The organism is Diaphorobacter sp. J5-51 (assembly GCF_001023515.1).
GTDB classification, from domain to species: domain Bacteria; phylum Pseudomonadota; class Gammaproteobacteria; order Burkholderiales; family Burkholderiaceae_C; genus Diaphorobacter; species Diaphorobacter nitroreducens.
In genome coordinates this window covers 225108-242123 of sequence record NZ_JSYI01000032.1, presented here as the reverse complement: position 1 = coordinate 242123, position 17016 = coordinate 225108, and the positions used below count along the sequence as shown (strand labels likewise).

Sequence of the window (17016 nt, the reverse complement as noted above, 5' to 3'; positions counted from 1 at the left end):
GGCGGCTGGCTCTTCTGACCGCAGTACCGCGGCGACCCGAAAGGGTGCCGCGGTTTTTTATGCCCACGCTGGACATGAAAAAAGCCGCCGGGCGCAACGCCGGGCGGCTTTTTGACAGGAGCCGGGCCGAATTACTTCAGCTTGGCTTCCTTGTACTCGACGTGCTTGCGAGCCTTGGGGTCGAACTTGATGATCGACATCTTCTCAGGCATCGTCTTCTTGTTCTTGGTGGTGGTGTAGAAGTGACCGGTTTCGGCCGTGGACACCAGCTTGATCTTTTCGCGTCCGCCTTTGGAAGCCATGGTTGTTCTCCTTGAGGAAATTAGGCTTGGCCACGGGCACGCATGTCTGCGAGCACGGAGTCGATACCGTTCTTGTCGATCAGGCGCAGAGCGGCGCTGGACACGCGCAGGCGCACCCAACGGTTCTCGCTTTCCACCCAGAAACGGCGGTACTGCAGGTTGGGCAGGAAACGGCGCTTGGTCTTGTTGTTGGCGTGGGAGACGTTGTTTCCCACCATGGGCTTCTTGCCCGTTACTTCACATACGCGTGCCATCAGGACACTCCGATAGTTGCAACGGCTGCCGGCGCTGAAGTCCCGCGAGAGCAGGAGCGTGCCGGTCAGCCTCACCTCGCCAGTTTGAACGGGTGGCGGTAACCCGGTCGCCGCAGCCTTTGCGCTGCAATTTGCAGGCGCAGGATTTGGCAAAGCCGCGCATTATAGCCCGAATATCAAAAAACCCCTGCATGCCGAAACCTGCAGGAGCCGAATGCGCGGGGCTTAGTGCGTTATTCCTGCTGTTCCAGGAAGCGCTGCGCGTCCAGCGCGGCCATGCAGCCCGTGCCGGCGCTGGTGATGGCTTGGCGGTACACATGGTCCTGCACGTCGCCGGCGGCGAACACGCCCGGCACGCTGGTCTGCGTGGCAAAGCCCTTGAGGCCGCCCTGGGTCACGATGTAGCCGTTTTCCATCGCCAGCTGGCCCTGGAAGATGTCGGTGTTGGGCGCATGGCCGATGGCAATGAAGCAGCCTTGCAGCGCGATGTCCTCGGTATGGCCGTCTTCGGTGTGCTTGAGGCGGATGCCGGTCACGCCGGTGGCGTCGCCCAGCACCTCGTCCAGCGTGAAGAAGGTCTTGAGCTCGATCTTGCCGGCCGCCACCTTCTCCATGAGCTTGTCGATCAGGATGGGCTCGGCGCGGAACTTGTCGCGGCGGTGCACCAGCGTCACCTTGCGGGCGATGTTGGACAGGTACAGCGCTTCCTCCACGGCGGTGTTGCCGCCGCCGACCACGCACACGTCCTGTTCGCGATAGAAGAAGCCGTCGCAGGTGGCGCAGGCGGACACGCCCTTGCCCATGAAGGCTTCCTCGGAGGGCAGGCCCAGGTACTTGGCCGATGCACCCGTGGCGATGATGAGCGAGTCGCAGGTGTAGGTGCCACTGTCGCCCGTAAGGGTGAAGGGGCGCTTGGACAGGTCCACCTGGCTGATGTGGTCGAACACGATCTGCGTTTTGAAGCGCTCGGCATGTTCCTGGAAGCGCTGCATCAGCTCGGGGCCCTGCACGCCGTGCACGTCGGCGGGCCAGTTGTCCACCTCGGTCGTGGTCATGAGCTGGCCGCCCTGGGCCAGGCCCGTGATGAGCACGGGGTTGAGGTTGGCGCGCGCGGCATACACCGCGGCGGTGTAGCCCGCCGGGCCGGAGCCGAGGATCATGACTTTGGCGTGTTGGGTAGTGGACATGGCTGAAAAGTAAGGTTTTGTTATGCCGGGCGACCGGCGTGCCCCGTAAGAACCTGGGGCCGGGCCCCCCAGTATCAACCGGTCCGCGCGGGCGCCTGCGGTCGGGTTTTCAATCGCGGCCATTGTAAGAAGCCATGAATAACACGGCCGGGGCGGGCGTATCGGCCTTTGCGCTGGCGCAGCGCAGTGACAAAAAGGCGGGCAGCCGGCAGGCCTGGGGCGGGCTGCCGCACGCAGCGCACGGCGCACAGACGCGTCGTCGGCATGGGGTAAGCTTGCGCGCTCTTATCCCATGACGTACTCCCTCAACACCCTGAACGCTTCTTCCTCCAGCAAGTCGGCGCCACGCACCGGCGCGGCGCGCTTCGGCCATGAGATCGGCCTGGTGCTGGGCCTGCTGGGCCTGGTGTTCTGGCTGCTGGCCCTCGTGAGCTATTCCGCGCAGGATGCGGCCTGGTCCACATCGGGTGCGGGCAATGGACAGCCACTGTCCAATTGGGTGGGCAGGCTCGGGGCGTGGCTCGCCGACGGCAGCTACTTCGTGCTGGGCTTTTCCGTCTGGTGGTGCGTCGCCGCGGGCGTGCGCGCCTGGTTTGCGTCGCTGGCGCGCTGGATGCGCGGCGATGGCGCCGCAGGCCACGCGCCGTGGCAGCGCCGCGGCGTATTCTGGGGCGGCCTGGCGCTGCTGCTGTGCGCCAGCACGGCACTGGAATGGTCGCGGCTGTACCGGTTCGAAGCCCTGCTGCCCGGCCATGCGGGCGGCATGCTGGGCTATATGACGGGGCCGCTGGCCGTGCGCTGGCTCGGGTTCACGGGCTCGGGCCTGGCCGGCGTGGTGGTGGTCGTGCTGGGCGCGGCGCTCGTGTTCCGTTTCTCCTGGGGGCATCTGGCCGAGCGCCTGGGTGGGCGCATCGATGCGCTGGTGCAGCGCGGCCGGGCGCGGCGCGAGAAGGCCAAGGACGTGGCCGTGGGGCGGCGCGCCGCGCGCGAGCGCGAGGAAGTGGTGCAGGAAGAGCGCCACGAGATTGAGGTGCAGCACCCGCAGCCTGTCACCATCATTGAGCCCGTGCTGTCCGATGTGGTGCAGAGCACCCGCGTGGTGAAGGAGCGCCAGAAACCCCTGTTCAGCGAGATGCCCGACAGCAACCTGCCGCAGGTGGACCTGCTGGACGCCGCGCAGGCGCGCCAGGAGACGGTGTCGCCCGAGACGCTGGAGATGACCAGCCGCCTGATCGAGAAGAAGCTCAAGGACTTCGGCGTGGACGTCACCGTGGTGGCCGCCATGCCCGGCCCGGTGATCACGCGCTACGAGATCGAGCCCGCCACGGGCGTGAAGGGCTCGCAGATCGTGAACCTGGCCAAGGACCTGGCGCGTTCGCTGTCGCTGGTGTCCATCCGCGTGATCGAGACCATTCCTGGCAAGAACTTCATGGCGCTGGAACTGCCCAACGCCAAACGCCAGACCATCCGCCTGTCGGAGATCCTGGGCTCGCAGGTCTACCACGACGCCAAGAGCCTGCTGACCATGGGCCTGGGCAAGGACATCGTGGGCGCGCCCGTGGTGGCGGACCTGGCCAAGATGCCGCACGTGCTGGTGGCGGGCACGACGGGCTCGGGCAAGTCGGTGGGGATCAACGCCATGATCCTCTCGCTGCTCTACAAGGCCGAGGCGCGCGACGTGCGCCTGCTGATGATCGACCCCAAGATGCTGGAAATGTCGGTCTACGAGGGCATCCCGCACCTGCTCGCGCCGGTGGTCACCGACATGAAGCAGGCCGCCCACGGGCTGAACTGGTGCGTGGCCGAAATGGAGCGCCGCTACAAGCTCATGAGCAAGCTGGGCGTGCGCAACCTCGCGGGCTACAACACGAAAATAGACGACGCCAAGGCGCGCGAGGAACACATCCCCAACCCCTTCAGCCTCACACCGGAGAGCCCGGAGCCGCTGGAGCGGCTGCCGCACATCGTGGTGGTGATCGACGAGCTAGCCGACCTGATGATGGTCGTGGGCAAGAAGATCGAGGAGCTCATCGCCCGCCTGGCGCAGAAGGCGCGCGCTGCCGGCATCCATTTGATTCTGGCCACGCAGCGCCCCAGCGTGGACGTGATCACCGGCCTGATCAAGGCCAACATCCCCACGCGTATCGCTTTCCAGGTCAGCAGCAAGATCGACAGCCGCACCATCCTGGACCAGATGGGCGCCGAGGCCTTGCTGGGCATGGGCGACATGCTCTACATGGCCAGCGGCACGGGCCTGCCCATCCGCGTGCACGGCGCCTTTGTCTCCGATGACGAGGTGCACCGTGTCGTCAGCTACTTGAAGGAACAAGGGGAGCCGGACTACATCGAAGGGGTGTTGGAAGGCGGTACCGTCGAGGGCGACGACAGCGGCTTCGGCTTTGGCGACAGCGAAGGCGGCGGCGAGAAGGACCCCATGTACGACCAGGCCGTGGAGGTGGTGCTGAAAGACCGCAAGGCCAGCATCTCCTACGTGCAGCGCAAGCTGCGCATTGGCTACAACCGCTCCGCGCGCCTGCTCGAAGACATGGAGAAGGCCGGCCTGGTGAGCGCTCTCACCGCCAGCGGCCAGCGCGAGGTGCTGGTGCCCGCGCGCAGCGAGTAAAGCTGCCTGGGCACGCTCCCCGGCCCGCTGTCCACGCAACCGCTTGCATGGAGAAATGGTGTTGAAGAAAATATTTGCTGCGATTTTGATAGCTGCTGGCGCTGGTTGCGCCTGGGCTGACGGCCTGAAAAGCCTTGAAACCTTCATGAAGACCGCCCAGAGCGGCCGGTCCGAGTTCACGCAGACCGTGACCTCGCCGCCCAAGGACGGCCAGGCGGGCCGCACCAAGACCTCCAGCGGCAGTTTTGAGTTCCAGCGTCCAGGGCGCTTCAAATTCCATTACCGCAAGCCGTTCGAGCAGCTCATCGTGGCCGATGGGCAGACCCTGTGGCTGTACGACGCGGACTTGAACCAAGTGACCCAGCGCACGCAATCCAAGGCGCTGGGCAGCACGCCCGCGGCGCTGCTCGCGTCCGCACCCGACCTGGCGGCGCTGCGCGCCGACTTCGCGCTGGAGTCGGCGCCCGAGCAGGACGGCCTGCAGTGGGTGCTGGCTACGCCCAAGGCCAAGGATGGCCAGCTCAAGAGCGTGCGCGTGGGCTTCGCGGGGGAGCAACTGGCGGCGCTGGACATCCTGGACAGCTTTGGGCAGCGCTCGCTGATCCGCTTCACCGGCATGCAGCTCAACCCGGCGCTGCCGGCAGGCACCTTCCAGTTCAAGCCGCCTGCGGGGGCGGATGTGCTTTCGCAGTAAATGCTTCTGTTTCGATAGCTGCTAGCGCTTATAGGGTAAGCGCTAGAGCCATGTTTTGCTCTAAACCGCCAGCACGGTCGCCACGCGTGCCCGCACCAGCGGCAGCAACTCGGACTCGAACCACGGGTGGCGCTTGAGCCAACCGTTGTTGCGCGGGCTGGGGTGCGGCAGGGCCAGGACGGGCGCATCCGGCAGGGTGCAGGTGCCGCGCACGGTTTCCCCCAGCGGCTGCCCGCGGCACGCGGCCAGATGCCAGGCCAGCGCGTATTGGCCCACGGCCACGGTCAGCGCGATGTTCGGCAGCCGTGCCAGCAGTGGCACGCGCCACGCGGGGGCGCATTCGGGGCGGGGCGGTGCATCGCCCGAGGCGCCACGGCCCGGATAGCAAAAGCCCATCGGCACGATGGCCACTCGCGCCGGGTCATAGAAAGTCTCGCGTGTCAGCCCCAGCCACGTGCGCAGGCGCTCGCCGCTCGCGTCATCGAAGGGGATGCCCGAGGCATGCACCTTGCGCCCCGGTGCCTGCCCCACGATCAGCAGGCGCGCGCGTGCATCGGCCTGCAGCACGGGGTGTGGGCCCAGCGGCAGGAAGGGGGCGCAGATCGTGCAGGCGCGCACGCGGCGCAGCAGCGCGTCCAGCGGCTCGTTGGGGGGCACTTCGACGCTCGGCGCTTTGGCCCGCGGCATTTCGACACGCGGCATTTCGACGCGCGGCAGGTCGTTGCCCGGCAATGCGTTGCGCGGCAATGCGTTGCGCGGCAATGCGTTGCGCGGCAATGTGTTGCCCGGTGGCTTCGCCATCAGTCTGCGATGCGGGCGCCGGCTTCGGACAGCAGCGCGCGCAACACCGAGCGGTGGCAGCGCGCCTCGTCTTCGCAGTAGCAACCCACGGAGAAATTGTTGTGCTGCGACAGCGCGGCCAGCAGCGCGATGGTGTGGCGGTTCTCCGGCGTGGCCATCTCCTGGCGGAACTACTGGGTGAAGGCCGCCCATTCCTTGGGCGTCTGCGCGGCCTGGGCGAGCTTGACGGTCTCGGGGCTGGGCGAGAGGTTGGGGTACCACACGTCATACCAGTCCTGCGCCGCGAACTGCTCCTTGGGCACGCCGCGTGGCGGGCGGCGCACGGTGCCGATGCGCGTGCCTTCATCGCGTGCGCGGGGAGTGCCGAGGCGGACGATGCGGATGGGCATGGTGGGGTACAGATACGGGCGACAGGAAGAGCTAACACCTGAATTCAGCCGCGCTGCACAGTGGCGGCAACGCATGCTATAGACCAGGCATGATTTATTCATGAACTTGTATTGATTTCATGACTCCAAAGTTCATGGAAAAAGAAGATGCACGCAAGCAGTCGCGGGAAGTACTGCATGAGCGTCGCAAGCAGGTCATCCGCTTGCATCGAAAAGGTGTTGGCGTGATGCAGATCGTTGAGCAAACTGGGCTCAGTTGGTCTGGGGTCAACACTGCACTGCGCCTGTTCGAGCAAGGCGGGGCGGCTGCACTCAAGCCTAACGCCAGGGGAAAGAAGCTGGGCAGTGGACGCAGCCTGAGCGCTGAGCAAGAGCGCGTCATTCGAATGACCATCATCGACAAGCGCCCTGAGCAGATCAAGATGGAGTTCGCCCTTTGGAGTCGGCCCGCAGTGCGCGAACTCATCGAACGCGACCTGGGGCTCAAGCTATCCGTGCGGGCGGTGGGCGACTATCTGGCGCGCTGGGGTTTTACGCCGCAAAAGCCGATCAAAAAAGCCTACGAGCAGAGGCCTGAGGCCGTCCAGGCCTGGCTCGAAGATGAATACCCCGCCATCGAGGCCAGGGCCAAGCGTGAAGGCGCAGAGATCCATTGGGGTGATGAAACGGCCTTGGTCAACACAGATGTGCGTGGCAGAAGTTATGCACCAGCAGGCCAGACGCCGGTGACGCGGGCAGTGGGTGGCACACGGCAAAAACTCTCCATGATTGCCACCGTCACAAACCAGGGCAAAACGCGCTGGATGATCATTGACGAGGCGTTCAATTCAGACAAACTGATCGAGTTCATGCAGGCCTTGATCAAGGAGTCACAGGGCAAGAAGATATTCCTGATTCTGGACAACCTGAGGGTGCACCACAGCAAGCCTGTCAAGGAGTGGTCGGCCCAGCGCAAAGAGGACATTGAGTTGTTCTACCTGCCCAGCTATAGCCCCGAACTCAACCCAGAGGAGCGGCTCAATGCCGATTTGAAGCATGCGATTGGCAGCAAGGTTCCGGTGCGAACCAAGGCCAAGCTGCGCGCGGCGGCGACAGAACACATGACGATGTTGGAGAACACGCCAGAGCGGGTCCGGAAGTACTTTGGCGACAAGCATGTCGCCTATGCGGCCTCATGAATAATTCCCGCCGGATCAATAACGCTATTTTTTTGCTTAGAAGCTCTCCCATTCGCCATCCGCATCCGATGCCGCAGGCGTCTTGGCCGGCGCGATCTGGGGGGCGGACACCTTGGCGGCAGCCTTTGTCGGTGTGGGCTTGGCCAGCGTCGCGCGCGCCGGCGTTGCGGCCGGTGTCTTGACTGGGGCGGGCGCTACCGCTGGCGGCGCCACGCGGGCCGGGCTGCGGGGCGCCGCGACGGCGCCATTGCCCACGTTGAACACGGCCACTACCTGCGCCAGGCGCTGCGCCTGTTCATGCAGGGCGGCGGCGGCGGCGCTGGACTCTTCCACCAGCGCGGCATTTTGCTGCGTCATCTGGTCCAGGTTCGCCACGGCCTGGTTCACCTGGCCGATGCCGTCGCGCTGCTCGGTGGACGAAGCGGTGATCTCGCCGATCAGGTCGCTCACGCGGCGCACGCTGTGCACGATGTCCTGCATGCTCTGGCCGGCCTGCTCCACCTGGGCTGAGCCCGATTGCACGTTGTCCACGCTGGTGGTGATGAGCTGCTTGATCTCCTTGGCGGCCTCGGCGCTGCGCTGCGCCAGGCTGCGCACTTCGCCCGCCACCACGGCAAAGCCGCGGCCCTGCTCGCCCGCGCGTGCGGCTNGCATGTCGCCTATGCGGCCTCATGAATAATTCCCGCCGGATCAATAGCGTAGCGCATGCACGCGACTGCTGCCACGAACCAACGTCTAACACTCGCGGCAAGCCACGCCGGATCGAGAAGCACGGAGGGCAGCCGCAAGGGGAGTTTGCCGGCGTCGGCTTGTCCAGTTGGTCAGGCAGCCCGGGCCACGCCAATTGTTAGGCATAGGCTAGGCCTGCATAAAGAGGAATATGAGAGGACTAACACCTGAGTTAAGCCGCGCCGCGAAGCAGCGTCGGCTTGGACGAATTGTTAGCGCTCATACCGTCTGGGTTGAAGCGCGGCGCTCTTGTACAGCGGGTGCCCCGGATGACCACTCTTTAGCCTGACCAAACAGTGCGGATCACGTAGTGCCTCGAGCACGGCTTGGTCACGCTGCCGGTACGAGCCAGAGCCACTCCAAGCGCATACTACTAATGCTGCCTCCTGTTGCAGTCTTGCCAGCGCCGCATCGTTCTCCGGGCCAATAGGGTCCGTGGCCTTAAACAGGCCTGCCTGGTCTGTTGAGCGGAACGCGAACAGGTTGCCGAGGAGCAAGCCACCATAGCCCCAGCGCTTCGCATAGTTCGCACAGACTCGCGAAGTGTTGTCCTCAACCTCGGCATCCGCGGTGGAAGGATTAAGCCCGATGAAAAGAACCAGCGGCTTCGTCTCATCCCAAACGCGACGAAGCTCGTAACGGTAGCTCTGACACTGGGAGATGACGGCAGACTTCTTCATGAGTGCTAACGCCTGAGTTAAGCCGAACCGCGTAGTGGAGGCAAACATGGCAAGCTCTTCCTGCCATGTTTGCCGCAACGAAGCGGTTTCGGCTTGAACGAATTGTTAGGCGCCAAACAGTTGAAGGTAGAGCTCATGAATGCTCTTGATCTTTGTGAAGGCAGAGTTTGGCACGGTTCGGATGTTTGGGCGCTCAGCCTTGACACCCTGAGCGTTTCCTTTGGTGTGCTTTGCAATCTTGTGATCTGCCAGTGATGGCAGCGGATCTCCAGGCGCCCCACCGAAGTAGAGGTAAGGGCCAAGGCTGAGGCTCTCTTTGTCGAATTGGATAAGCACCACGCAACCAGAAGGCTTGTTACCGAGAGATATATGAACCTTTTGGGTCTTGGTGCTGGATCCGATAAATGTGGTCTTTAGCTGTATGTGGCGGATGACACCGTTGGCTTCCGCAACAACGTCATAGCCAGAGCGGTCAACTTCAGGCTTTGACACTTCGAGAGCGCAACTACCGGACGTCCAAGAGAGCTTCAAGAGCTCCCCAATGAACAGATGCTCAAGTAGGCGTTCTCGGTAAGAAGAATTCTCAACGTGCTGAGTCATTGCATTTGGCGCCTAACGGCCAAGGTAAGCGGCTGGCTGAAAGCCAGTCCGCTTGAGCGCAGAGTTAGACCCGAAGGCCAAAAGGGGGCGCCCAGCCTTGAAGACGTGCGCGGCCCATGAAAAAGCGCTGGGCCACGGAAGCGGCGCAGCGCTGCAAGAATGATAGCTGGTGGCGCTTACTGCACAAGCGCTGGAGGCCAAAAAGGCTTGAAACCCCTGCGAACAGGGCGAAGCGCTGGAAGGAATGGCTGCGCGCATAGAGCGTTTGATGGGACTAACGTCCAAAATCACGGGCTGCCGAAGGCAGTCCCGTGCATTGAGAAGTTAGGAGGCTTGGGTAAAGTTGGACACAAGCTCAACCGAACGCGCAATCCGAAAAGCACAGCACCCCTGTTTATTCTAGTAACCAGATTGGCCCGTGAGAATCAAAACAGGCATTGCGCACTGCTTCTGCTCTGATGCTACCCATAGGGTGCAACTCGCCCCATTTATTTATTTGAAATACCGAGGTGGTATGTAAGACTTTCTCTGGGGTTCGCAAGGAATCTATTATCCGAACCTCTCCATCGCGTTCCTGAACAGTTGTCTCAATCCACATGTCCCTCCTGTCTGCTGTAGCAAGCCTGGCATACAGCAGGTTAATCAGCGGCAGGTGATGCCCGTTCTTCTGGGGCGCGTTGCAGTCGATATTGAATTTACGAACAATCCGCTCTGCTATTGCTGACTCAAAATGGACGCGCTTTCTGTAGTCTTTTTCCAGTTTTGCAATGTACATTAAATTGGATGGGTTAATCCATTCGGCCGCCTCTTTATGACCCTGTGGGACGCCGCGCCCTTGGTTATACATGGCCCCGAGTACTTCTTGTGCTCTGGTCTTTCCCTGCAAGGCTGCACTACGTAACCACTTGGCTGCCTCTTTGTCATCTTTTTTGGTGCCACGTCCATTGACATACGCGAACCCAAGGTTAGTCTGAGCCCATGCAGTTCCTTGCTCGGCAGCCGATCGATACCACTTAAATGCTTCAACAAAGTCTTTATTAACGCCTTGTCCGAGTTCATACATTAGCCCCAGGTTAGCTTGGGCTTCAGAATTTCCCTGTTCAGCAAGAGGTTTGAACAATCTAAAGGCTGTAGCGTAGTCTTTTTCCTTAAGTGCTTTCTCGGCGGCAGAAAGAAGTGCCAAAGGGAGATATGTGGTCGGGAGTTGGGCGGTTGGTTGCAAAGGAGTCGCGCTAAAGTAGGTCTGGCGCTGTGAAAACCAGTCCGCCAGACATGCCTTGGATGAGCACTCTTTCTCTCTATGCGTCCATGCGTCGCGCTGATTTGCAACCAATTCTTTTGGGTTGGATGACTTGCGAAGTGCTTCTTTGTATGCGAATGCAAGTTCATCGTCGAGCTTGGAAAGCTCTGCATCCTCGCAAATTAGACGCTCGTTTACTGACTTTGCCTTTTGGCAATCAAAGCTTGCGGAATGTGCTCCCGAAGCAAGCGAGAGAAGAAATATTGAAAATCCGGTGAGCCGTGACAGTTGGGATGATCTGTTTTTCATTTTTCTGGGGTCTCGTTTAGCAGAGCATGAATTTTGAATGCCGTCTCAGCGTCAATGTTCTGTCTCGCTAGATCGGCCATGATGTCCTCCTTTGAGAGGATGCCCTTGGCGATCAGGCACCTGATTGACGTGACAGCAAACAGAAGCAACTCTCGATCATTTAGGGATAGGGGCATGCTGACTCCTTGAGTGGCCTAACGGCCAAGGTAAGCGGCCCGCAGAATGCGGGTCCGCTTGACTGCAGAGTTAGACCCGAAGGCCAAAAGGGAACGCCCTGCCTTGAAGAAGGGCGCAGCCCACGAAAAAGCGCTGGGCCACGGAAGCGGCGCAGCACTGCAAGAATGATAGCTAGCAGCGCTTGCTACACAAGCGCCAGAGGCCCAAAAGGCTTGAAACCGACCAAGCGAACGCAGGCGAAGCCCAGCAAGNCCCGCCGTAGGCGGGTCGGCTTGAACGCCGGGTTAGACCCGAAGGCCAAAAGGGAGCGCCCGGACTTGGACACGGGCGCAGCCCACGAAAAAGCGCTGGGCCACGAGAGCGGCGCAGCGCTGCAAAAATGATAGCTGGTAGCGCTTGCCGCACAAGCGCTGGAGCCCAAAAAGCCTTGAAAAACTTTGGAACAGGGCCGAGCGCTGGAACAAGTGGCTGCGCGCATAAAGCGGGTGATGGGACTAACGGCCAAAGTAAGCGGCTGGCCGTAGGCCAGTCCGCTTGACTGCAGAGTTAGACCCGAAGGCCAAAAGGGAGCGCCCAGCCTTGACGACGTGCGCAGCCCAAGAAAAACCGCTGGGCCACGGAAGCGGCGCAGCACTGCAAGAATGATAGCTGGTGGCGCTTGGCTGGCAAGCGCTGGAGGCCCAAAAGACTAGAAAGCCTTTGGAACAGGGCGGAGCGCTGGAACAGGTGGGTGCGCGCATGAAACGGGTGATGGGACTAACGGCCAAGGTAAGCGGCCCGCAGAATGCGGGTCCGCTTGACCGCAGAGTTAGACCCGAAGGCCAAAAGGGAGCGCCCAGCCTTGAAGACGGGCGCGGCCCATGAAAAAGCGCTGGGCCACGGAAGCGGCGCAGCGCTGCAAGCATGATAGCTGGTGGCGCTTGACTGGCAAGCGCTGGAGGCCCAAAAGGCAGATAAGACTTTGGAACAGGGCGGAGCGCTGGAACAGGTGGCTGCGCGCATGAAGCGTGTGATGGGACTAACGCCGAAAGTAAGCCGACCGCCGTAGGCGGGTCGGCTTGACTGCCCGGTTAGACCCAGAAGCCAAAACGGGAAACCTGTTAGTGCCCATTGCTCGCATTCACATTGATTGCTGACATCAGAAGATATACCGCTGAAGTTGCGACGATGAAAGGCGGGGCAACGAAACCGATGAAGAAAAATGCAGCGGGAACACAAAGCAACAGCGCAATACCCGTCTTCTTCAATATCTTCCAAACCTCAATCCCGTAAGCGATCGCCCTCGGATCCTTCGATTTTTTGCAAACCCAGGCAAGTATCAGAAGGAGCAGCAAGTAGAGTGGGCCAGCGAACATCGCCTCAGAACGACCGGGGTCCATGGGGTTCCCGGCACTTCCAACGTTCGCTAAGCCCGCGTAGCCCCAAAAAAAGACTGCCGCCAATGCTGCGCCGAAGACGGACGAGGATATTCGAAGGTCGATTGACATGAGCGCTAACGGCCAAGGTAAGCGGCCCGCAGAATGCGGGTCCGCTTGACCGCAGAGTTAGACCCGAAGGCCAACAGGGAGCGCCCGGACTTGAAGACGGGCGCAGCCCACGAAAAAGCGCTGGGCCACGGAAGCGGCGCAGCGCTGCAAAAATGATAGCTCGTGGCGCTTGCTGCACAAGCGCTGGAGGCCCAAAAGGCTTCAAAGCCTTTGGAACAGGGCGGAGCGCTGGAACAGGTGGCTGCGCGCATGAAACGGGTGATGGGACTAACGCCCGCGGTAAGCTGCGCCGGAGCGAAGCGGAGGGTACCAACAGGCGGAGCCTGTTGGCGTCAGCTTGACCAAACAGTTAGGCTGGGGAGCGGAGGCAGCTTGTTGCACTTGATATCCCCTATGTTTTTGCTGATAGCGGTTCATAACCAGCATCCAAAGGCGCAACCACTGAAATGAACCGAAGTGGGCCAACGCTGGTGCAAAGAACACCGTGCACCTGCCCTTTGTTTGCAACTACGATATCCCCCGGAACAATTGCAACGGTGTTGCCTTGCTCGTCAATTTGATATTGACCTTCCCCTGAAAGGATGGTCCATGTATCTTGTCCGTCGGGGTGAATATGTGGCGCAATAGTTTGGCCGGGCTCCACATGCCAAGCCACGATAACTGAATGCGAAGATTCAACAACAACAGACCGTATTGGTTCTTTCTCGGCTGGCTGCATGAATTCATGGGACTTATACACGCGGTGAGTGCTCATTTTTTGCTCCGTAAATGCAAGCCTTTGGGCAGCAAGATTCGCGCCGCCCAAAAGTCTAACGGCCAAGGTAAGCGGCCCGCAGAATGCGGGTCCGCTTGACCGCAGAGTTAGACCCGAAGGCCAAAAGGGAGCGCCCAGCCTTGAAGAAGGGCGCAGCCCAGGAAAAAGCGCTGGGCCACGGAAGCGGCGCAGCACTGCAAGCATGATAGCTGGTGGCGCTTGGCTGGCAAGCGCTGGAAGCCCAAAAGGCTTCAAAGCCTTTGGAACAGGGCGGAGCGCTGGAACAGGTGGCCGCGCGCATAAAGCGGGTGAGGGGACTAACGGACTAGGTAAGCGGGCCGCCGTAGGCGGATCCGCTTGACCGCCGGGTTAGGTGTGTTAACGGCCACTAAACACCCGATATCCGGCGAAAGTAAAAACGATGCCGACCAATAGCCATAGCAGGCTGCCCAAAAGCCCACCAGCGCGAGCACCAAAGAACTGCGTGACCAATAAAGTCAAACCGCAAATGGACTTACAGCTAAGCCCACCGCTCTGCGCCGCACCGCCAAGCAGAAGGTTGGCACTTACCACGAGGGCAAAAATCCCAAGCGCCAGAACGAATGCACCTACCATTTTCGCTTCTCGTCGCATTTGAGCCTAACGGCCAAGGTAAGCGGCCCGCAGAATGCGGGTCCGCTTGACCGCAGAGTTAGACCCGAAGGCCAAAAGGGGGCGCCCTGACTTGAAGAAGGGCGCGGCCCACGAAAAACCGCTGGGCCACGGAAGCGGCGCAGCGCTGCAAGAAGGATAGCTGGTGGCGCTTGCTGCACAAGCGCTGGGGGCCCAAAAGGCTTGAAAGCCTTTGGAACAGGGCGGAGCGCTGGAACGGGTGGCTGCGCGCATGAAACGGGTGATGGGACTAACTAGAATTAGATCTCTGCATGCTATCGACCGGCCGCGGCCTAAGTCAAGCAGGCTGTCAAGCCTCTCCATAAACGCCCATGGCAGCGGTAATTTAGACCGCCTAAAATTTCACGGATGGATGCGCCTTCCGTTTCACGCCAACCCGCCGTGCGACAGCCGCCCCGGCTGCTGGAGTCGATGCGCGAGCGCATCCGGGTGCTGCACTATTCCATTCGCACCGAGCAGGCTTACGTGGATTGGGCGCGCCGTTTCATCTTGTTCCATGACAAGCGCCATCCGCGCGAGATGGGGGCGCCGGAGGTCACCGCTTTTCTGACCCACCTGGCTGTTGAGCGCAATGTGTCCGCCTCTACGCAGAACCAAGCCAAGGCCGCCATTTTGTTTCTCTACAAAGAGGTGCTGCAGCACGACTTGCCCTGGCTGGATGAGATTGTTTCGGCCCGCAAGGCGCGCCGCCTGCCGGTGGTGTTGACACAGCGCGAGGTGCGCGAGCTGCTGATGCACCTGCAGGGCACGCAGTGGCTGGTTGCCTCGCTGCTGTACGGCACGGGGATGCGCATTCTGGAGGCACTGCGCCTGCGCGTGAAGGATGTGGAGTTCGAACGGCGTGAACTGATCGTGCGCGAAGGCAAGGGGAACAAGGATCGTGTGACCGTCCTGCCCGAGAATCTGATCACACCGTTGCGCGAGCAGATGGAGCGCGCCCGTGCGCTGCACCGCAAGGACTTGGATGCGGGTCTTGGTGCCGTGTGGTTGCCTGATGCGTTGGCCGTGAAGTACGCGAATGCAGCCACGGCTTGGGGATGGCAGTACGTATTCCCCAGCGCGGTGCGTTCGGTGGATCCGCGCTCGGGCGTGCAGCGGCGCCATCACCTGCTGGAGCAGTCGGTGCAGAAGGCCGTGGCGCTGGCAGCGCGCCGCGCGGGCATCGACAAGCCCTGCACACCGCATGTGCTGCGGCATTCTTTTGCCACCCACATGCTGCAGGCAGGTTACGACATCCGCACCGTGCAGGAGTTGCTGGGTCACAAGGATGTGAGTACCACCATGATCTACACCCATGTCTTGAACAAGGGCGGGCGCGGGGTGTTGAGCCCGCTCGATACGCTATGAGTCGCGCTTCCCCGCTTGCCCACCAGCCCTTGGCCGAACGCCTGCGTCCGCGTTCGCTGGCCGAGGTCATTGGCCAGCAGCATGTGCTGGGGCCGGGCATGCCGCTGCGGCTGGCGTTTGAATCGGGCCGCCCGCACAGCTGCATCCTGTGGGGGCCGCCCGGCGTGGGCAAGACCACGATTGCGCGCCTGATGGCCGAGGCGTTCGATGCGCAGTTCATCAGCATCAGCGCCGTGCTGGGCGGCGTGAAGGACATCCGCGATGCCGTGCAGCTGGCCGAGAGCGCACGCGACGGGCTGATGCAGCAGCGCACCATCGTCTTCGTGGACGAGGTGCACCGCTTCAACAAGAGCCAGCAGGACGCGTTCTTGCCGCATGTGGAAAGCGGCCTGTTCACTTTCGTGGGGGCGACCACCGAGAACCCTTCGTTCGAGGTCAACTCGGCCCTGCTGTCGCGTGCCGCGGTCTATGTGCTGCAGCCTCTGGGCAGCGACGACTTGAAGCAAATTGTGGCCAAGGCCCAGGCGCTGCAAGCGCTCCCAGCTATTGAAAATGCAGCGCTGGAGCGCCTCATCGCCTATGCCGACGGGGATGCGAGGCGCCTGCTTAACACGCTGGAAACCCTGGAGGTCACCGCAAGCCAGGCGGGCATCGAGCGCATTGAAGACGCCTGGCTGCTGCAGGTGCTGGGCGAGCGCATGCGCCGCTACGACAAGGGTGGCGAACAGTTCTACGACACCATCAGCGCGCTGCACAAGTCGGTGCGCGGCTCCGATCCCGATGCTGCGCTGTACTGGCTGGTGCGCATGCTCGACGGCGGGGCGGACCCCCGCTACATGGCGCGGCGCATCGTGCGCATGGCCTGGGAGGACATCGGTCTGGCCGATCCGCGCGCCATGCAGATCGCGCACGACGCTGCGCAGACCTACGAACGCCTGGGCAGCCCTGAGGGCGAGCTCGCGCTGGCGCAGGCCGTCATCTACCTCGCCGTGGCGCCCAAGAGCAATGCGGGCTACATGGCCTACAACAAGGCCCGCGCCTTCGTGAAGCAGGACGGCACGCGCCCCGTGCCGCTGCACCTGCGCAATGCGCCCACCCAACTCATGAAGCAGTTGGACTACGGCAAGGACTATCGCTACGCGCACGACGAAGAGGGCGGCTTTGCCGCGGGCGAGAACTACCTGCCCGATGGCATGGATCCGCCGGGCTTTTACGCACCGGTGCCGCGCGGGCTGGAGATAAAGATCGGCCAAAAGCTCGATGAACTGCGCGCGCGCAATGCGGCCGCGCAGGGTGGCCCCGACGCCATGCCCCCAGACGCCTAGGCTTCGAGTGGCTGTGTGAGGGGCTAGCGGCGGGCCGACCACGGTCCCGTTGCACGGCATTGTTCAGCCCAATCCATGACCATTGGGAATAAGCGCATTCCCTGATCGCGTCGCAATCATCAATATTCCTAATGCGCGCGGCACCCGCCTGATGGGCCCTCCAATCAAGGGAAAACCCCGTCCAAACGTGGTAGGGACGGCGTGTTTCCTCTGACTGCAATTTCTTCACAAACCCGCGCAGACCCTTGCCTGGCGGGTTTTTTGCTAG

Annotated in this window: 24 protein-coding genes and 2 pseudogenes; 5 read left to right on the top strand and 21 right to left on the bottom strand. The window is 61.8% G+C overall.

Features of this window, described 5'->3' with window-relative positions:
• Positions 1-131: 131 nt before the first annotated feature.
• The 3 genes from rpmG to trxB form a co-directional block, all read right to left on the bottom strand.
• Positions 132-302, bottom strand: a complete 171-nt coding sequence (rpmG, locus tag OX89_RS05485; protein ID WP_011806495.1) for a 50S ribosomal protein L33 — start codon at positions 300-302, stop codon at positions 132-134.
• Positions 303-322: 20 nt separating this feature from the next.
• The gene (gene rpmB / locus OX89_RS05480; protein WP_003058229.1) at positions 323-556 is read right to left on the bottom strand and encodes a 50S ribosomal protein L28; all 234 of its coding nucleotides are present in this window, start codon (positions 554-556) and stop codon (positions 323-325) included.
• A 233-nt stretch (positions 557-789) separates the two neighbouring features.
• A complete protein-coding gene (gene trxB, locus OX89_RS05475; RefSeq protein ID WP_011806494.1) occupies positions 790-1743 on the bottom strand; it encodes a thioredoxin-disulfide reductase in 954 nt (317 codons plus the stop codon).
• A gap of 292 nt (positions 1744-2035) precedes the next feature.
• Here trxB and OX89_RS05470 point away from each other — a divergent pair, with 292 nt between their 5' ends.
• Both OX89_RS05470 and lolA read left to right on the top strand, forming a co-directional pair.
• Positions 2036-4366, top strand: coding sequence for a DNA translocase FtsK (locus tag OX89_RS05470; RefSeq protein WP_015914048.1), 2331 nt, complete (start codon positions 2036-2038; stop codon positions 4364-4366).
• A 55-nt stretch (positions 4367-4421) separates the two neighbouring features.
• On the top strand, positions 4422-5060 hold the full coding sequence (gene lolA / locus OX89_RS05465) for an outer membrane lipoprotein chaperone LolA (RefSeq protein ID WP_369799247.1): 639 nt from the start codon (positions 4422-4424) through the stop codon (positions 5058-5060).
• A 60-nt stretch (positions 5061-5120) separates the two neighbouring features.
• Here the strand turns inward: lolA and OX89_RS05460 are convergent, their stop codons facing one another.
• Positions 5121-5747, bottom strand: a complete 627-nt coding sequence (locus OX89_RS05460; RefSeq protein ID WP_234305510.1) for a uracil-DNA glycosylase family protein — start codon at positions 5745-5747, stop codon at positions 5121-5123.
• Positions 5748-5860: 113 nt separating this feature from the next.
• Positions 5861-6250: pseudogene (locus OX89_RS05455) on the bottom strand (DUF488 domain-containing protein).
• 134 nt (positions 6251-6384) lie between these two features.
• Between OX89_RS05455 and OX89_RS05450 the strand changes: the two are divergent.
• Positions 6385-7428 carry an IS630 family transposase gene (locus tag OX89_RS05450; RefSeq protein WP_012435376.1) on the top strand — a complete coding sequence of 348 codons (1044 nt, stop codon included), beginning with the start codon at positions 6385-6387 and terminating at the stop codon, positions 7426-7428.
• 36 nt (positions 7429-7464) lie between these two features.
• Here OX89_RS05450 and OX89_RS05445 read toward each other — a convergent pair.
• The 16 genes and pseudogenes from OX89_RS05445 to OX89_RS18030 form a co-directional block, all read right to left on the bottom strand.
• Positions 7465-8077 (bottom strand): annotated as a pseudogene (locus OX89_RS05445) (methyl-accepting chemotaxis protein); the annotation flags it as partial.
• Positions 8078-8369: 292 nt separating this feature from the next.
• Entirely contained in the window at positions 8370-8885 is a 516-nt protein-coding gene (locus OX89_RS05440) for a DUF1643 domain-containing protein (protein WP_199856215.1), read from the bottom strand.
• 57 nt (positions 8886-8942) lie between these two features.
• Complete coding sequence (locus tag OX89_RS05435; protein WP_047349854.1) at positions 8943-9437, bottom strand: hypothetical protein; 495 nt, start codon at positions 9435-9437, stop codon at positions 8943-8945.
• 12 nt (positions 9438-9449) lie between these two features.
• Positions 9450-9695 carry a DUF1010 domain-containing protein gene (locus OX89_RS18070; RefSeq protein WP_084002010.1) on the bottom strand — a complete coding sequence of 82 codons (246 nt, stop codon included), beginning with the start codon at positions 9693-9695 and terminating at the stop codon, positions 9450-9452.
• Between the two features lie 136 nt (positions 9696-9831).
• Complete coding sequence (locus OX89_RS18065; RefSeq protein ID WP_084002009.1) at positions 9832-10986, bottom strand: SEL1-like repeat protein; 1155 nt, start codon at positions 10984-10986, stop codon at positions 9832-9834.
• Between the two features lie 194 nt (positions 10987-11180).
• Positions 11181-11399 (bottom strand): DUF1010 domain-containing protein, encoded by a 219-nt coding sequence (locus tag OX89_RS18060; RefSeq protein WP_084002016.1) that lies wholly within the window; start codon positions 11397-11399, stop codon positions 11181-11183.
• 16 nt (positions 11400-11415) lie between these two features.
• The coding region (locus OX89_RS05420; RefSeq protein WP_157497340.1) for a DUF1010 domain-containing protein at positions 11416-11641 on the bottom strand (226 nt) is incomplete at its 3' end.
• Positions 11642-11657: 16 nt separating this feature from the next.
• Positions 11658-11903 carry a DUF1010 domain-containing protein gene (locus OX89_RS18055; RefSeq protein ID WP_084002015.1) on the bottom strand — a complete coding sequence of 82 codons (246 nt, stop codon included), beginning with the start codon at positions 11901-11903 and terminating at the stop codon, positions 11658-11660.
• Positions 11904-11919: 16 nt separating this feature from the next.
• Positions 11920-12165 carry a DUF1010 domain-containing protein gene (locus OX89_RS18050; RefSeq protein ID WP_084002008.1) on the bottom strand — a complete coding sequence of 82 codons (246 nt, stop codon included), beginning with the start codon at positions 12163-12165 and terminating at the stop codon, positions 11920-11922.
• A gap of 16 nt (positions 12166-12181) precedes the next feature.
• Positions 12182-12274: a DUF1010 domain-containing protein gene (locus OX89_RS19345; RefSeq protein WP_369799246.1), complete on the bottom strand. Its 93-nt coding sequence runs from the start codon at positions 12272-12274 to the stop codon at positions 12182-12184.
• The gene (locus tag OX89_RS05415) at positions 12264-12650 is read right to left on the bottom strand and encodes a hypothetical protein (RefSeq protein ID WP_047349851.1); all 387 of its coding nucleotides are present in this window, start codon (positions 12648-12650) and stop codon (positions 12264-12266) included. The genes OX89_RS19345 and OX89_RS05415 overlap by 11 nt, the downstream gene beginning before the upstream one ends.
• Positions 12651-12655: 5 nt before the next feature.
• Positions 12656-12901, bottom strand: a complete 246-nt coding sequence (locus OX89_RS18045; protein ID WP_084002007.1) for a DUF1010 domain-containing protein — start codon at positions 12899-12901, stop codon at positions 12656-12658.
• Between the two features lie 140 nt (positions 12902-13041).
• Positions 13042-13404, bottom strand: coding sequence for a cupin domain-containing protein (locus tag OX89_RS18040; RefSeq protein WP_013722854.1), 363 nt, complete (start codon positions 13402-13404; stop codon positions 13042-13044).
• 55 nt (positions 13405-13459) lie between these two features.
• The gene (locus tag OX89_RS18035) at positions 13460-13705 is read right to left on the bottom strand and encodes a DUF1010 domain-containing protein (RefSeq protein ID WP_084002006.1); all 246 of its coding nucleotides are present in this window, start codon (positions 13703-13705) and stop codon (positions 13460-13462) included.
• Positions 13706-13782: 77 nt separating this feature from the next.
• Positions 13783-14019 carry a hypothetical protein gene (locus OX89_RS18490; protein ID WP_146052198.1) on the bottom strand — a complete coding sequence of 79 codons (237 nt, stop codon included), beginning with the start codon at positions 14017-14019 and terminating at the stop codon, positions 13783-13785.
• A 24-nt stretch (positions 14020-14043) separates the two neighbouring features.
• Complete coding sequence (locus OX89_RS18030; protein WP_084002014.1) at positions 14044-14289, bottom strand: DUF1010 domain-containing protein; 246 nt, start codon at positions 14287-14289, stop codon at positions 14044-14046.
• Positions 14290-14424: 135 nt separating this feature from the next.
• Here OX89_RS18030 and OX89_RS05410 point away from each other — a divergent pair, with 135 nt between their 5' ends.
• Positions 14425-15423, top strand: coding sequence for an integron integrase (locus tag OX89_RS05410; RefSeq protein ID WP_047349850.1), 999 nt, complete (start codon positions 14425-14427; stop codon positions 15421-15423).
• Entirely contained in the window at positions 15420-16748 is a 1329-nt protein-coding gene (locus OX89_RS05405) for a replication-associated recombination protein A (protein WP_047349849.1), read from the top strand. The genes OX89_RS05410 and OX89_RS05405 overlap by 4 nt, the downstream gene beginning before the upstream one ends.
• The last annotated feature ends 268 nt before the right edge of the window (positions 16749-17016 follow it).

Excerpts from the sequence above, each read along its gene's own strand:
- rpmG (WP_011806495.1), bottom strand. The coding sequence starts at position 302 with ATGGCTTCCAAAGGCGGACGCGAAAAGATCAAGCTGGTGTCCACGGCC.
- rpmB (WP_003058229.1), bottom strand. The coding sequence starts at position 556 with ATGGCACGCGTATGTGAAGTAACGGGCAAGAAGCCCATGGTGGGAAAC.
- trxB (WP_011806494.1), bottom strand. The coding sequence starts at position 1,743 with ATGTCCACTACCCAACACGCCAAAGTCATGATCCTCGGCTCCGGCCCG.
- OX89_RS05470 (WP_015914048.1), top strand. The coding sequence starts at position 2,036 with ATGACGTACTCCCTCAACACCCTGAACGCTTCTTCCTCCAGCAAGTCG.
- lolA (WP_369799247.1), top strand. The coding sequence starts at position 4,422 with ATGGTGTTGAAGAAAATATTTGCTGCGATTTTGATAGCTGCTGGCGCT.
- OX89_RS05460 (WP_234305510.1), bottom strand. The coding sequence starts at position 5,747 with ATGCCGCGGGCCAAAGCGCCGAGCGTCGAAGTGCCCCCCAACGAGCCG.
- OX89_RS05450 (WP_012435376.1), top strand. The coding sequence starts at position 6,385 with ATGGAAAAAGAAGATGCACGCAAGCAGTCGCGGGAAGTACTGCATGAG.
- OX89_RS05440 (WP_199856215.1), bottom strand. The coding sequence starts at position 8,885 with ATGTTTGCCTCCACTACGCGGTTCGGCTTAACTCAGGCGTTAGCACTC.
- OX89_RS05435 (WP_047349854.1), bottom strand. The coding sequence starts at position 9,437 with ATGACTCAGCACGTTGAGAATTCTTCTTACCGAGAACGCCTACTTGAG.
- OX89_RS18070 (WP_084002010.1), bottom strand. The coding sequence starts at position 9,695 with ATGCGCGCAGCCATTCCTTCCAGCGCTTCGCCCTGTTCGCAGGGGTTT.
- OX89_RS18065 (WP_084002009.1), bottom strand. The coding sequence starts at position 10,986 with ATGAAAAACAGATCATCCCAACTGTCACGGCTCACCGGATTTTCAATA.
- OX89_RS18055 (WP_084002015.1), bottom strand. The coding sequence starts at position 11,903 with ATGCGCGCACCCACCTGTTCCAGCGCTCCGCCCTGTTCCAAAGGCTTT.
- OX89_RS18050 (WP_084002008.1), bottom strand. The coding sequence starts at position 12,165 with ATGCGCGCAGCCACCTGTTCCAGCGCTCCGCCCTGTTCCAAAGTCTTA.
- OX89_RS19345 (WP_369799246.1), bottom strand. The coding sequence starts at position 12,274 with ATGGGCACTAACAGGTTTCCCGTTTTGGCTTCTGGGTCTAACCGGGCA.
- OX89_RS05415 (WP_047349851.1), bottom strand. The coding sequence starts at position 12,650 with ATGTCAATCGACCTTCGAATATCCTCGTCCGTCTTCGGCGCAGCATTG.
- OX89_RS18045 (WP_084002007.1), bottom strand. The coding sequence starts at position 12,901 with ATGCGCGCAGCCACCTGTTCCAGCGCTCCGCCCTGTTCCAAAGGCTTT.
- OX89_RS18040 (WP_013722854.1), bottom strand. The coding sequence starts at position 13,404 with ATGAGCACTCACCGCGTGTATAAGTCCCATGAATTCATGCAGCCAGCC.
- OX89_RS18035 (WP_084002006.1), bottom strand. The coding sequence starts at position 13,705 with ATGCGCGCGGCCACCTGTTCCAGCGCTCCGCCCTGTTCCAAAGGCTTT.
- OX89_RS18490 (WP_146052198.1), bottom strand. The coding sequence starts at position 14,019 with ATGGTAGGTGCATTCGTTCTGGCGCTTGGGATTTTTGCCCTCGTGGTA.
- OX89_RS18030 (WP_084002014.1), bottom strand. The coding sequence starts at position 14,289 with ATGCGCGCAGCCACCCGTTCCAGCGCTCCGCCCTGTTCCAAAGGCTTT.
- OX89_RS05410 (WP_047349850.1), top strand. The coding sequence starts at position 14,425 with ATGGATGCGCCTTCCGTTTCACGCCAACCCGCCGTGCGACAGCCGCCC.
- OX89_RS05405 (WP_047349849.1), top strand. The coding sequence starts at position 15,420 with ATGAGTCGCGCTTCCCCGCTTGCCCACCAGCCCTTGGCCGAACGCCTG.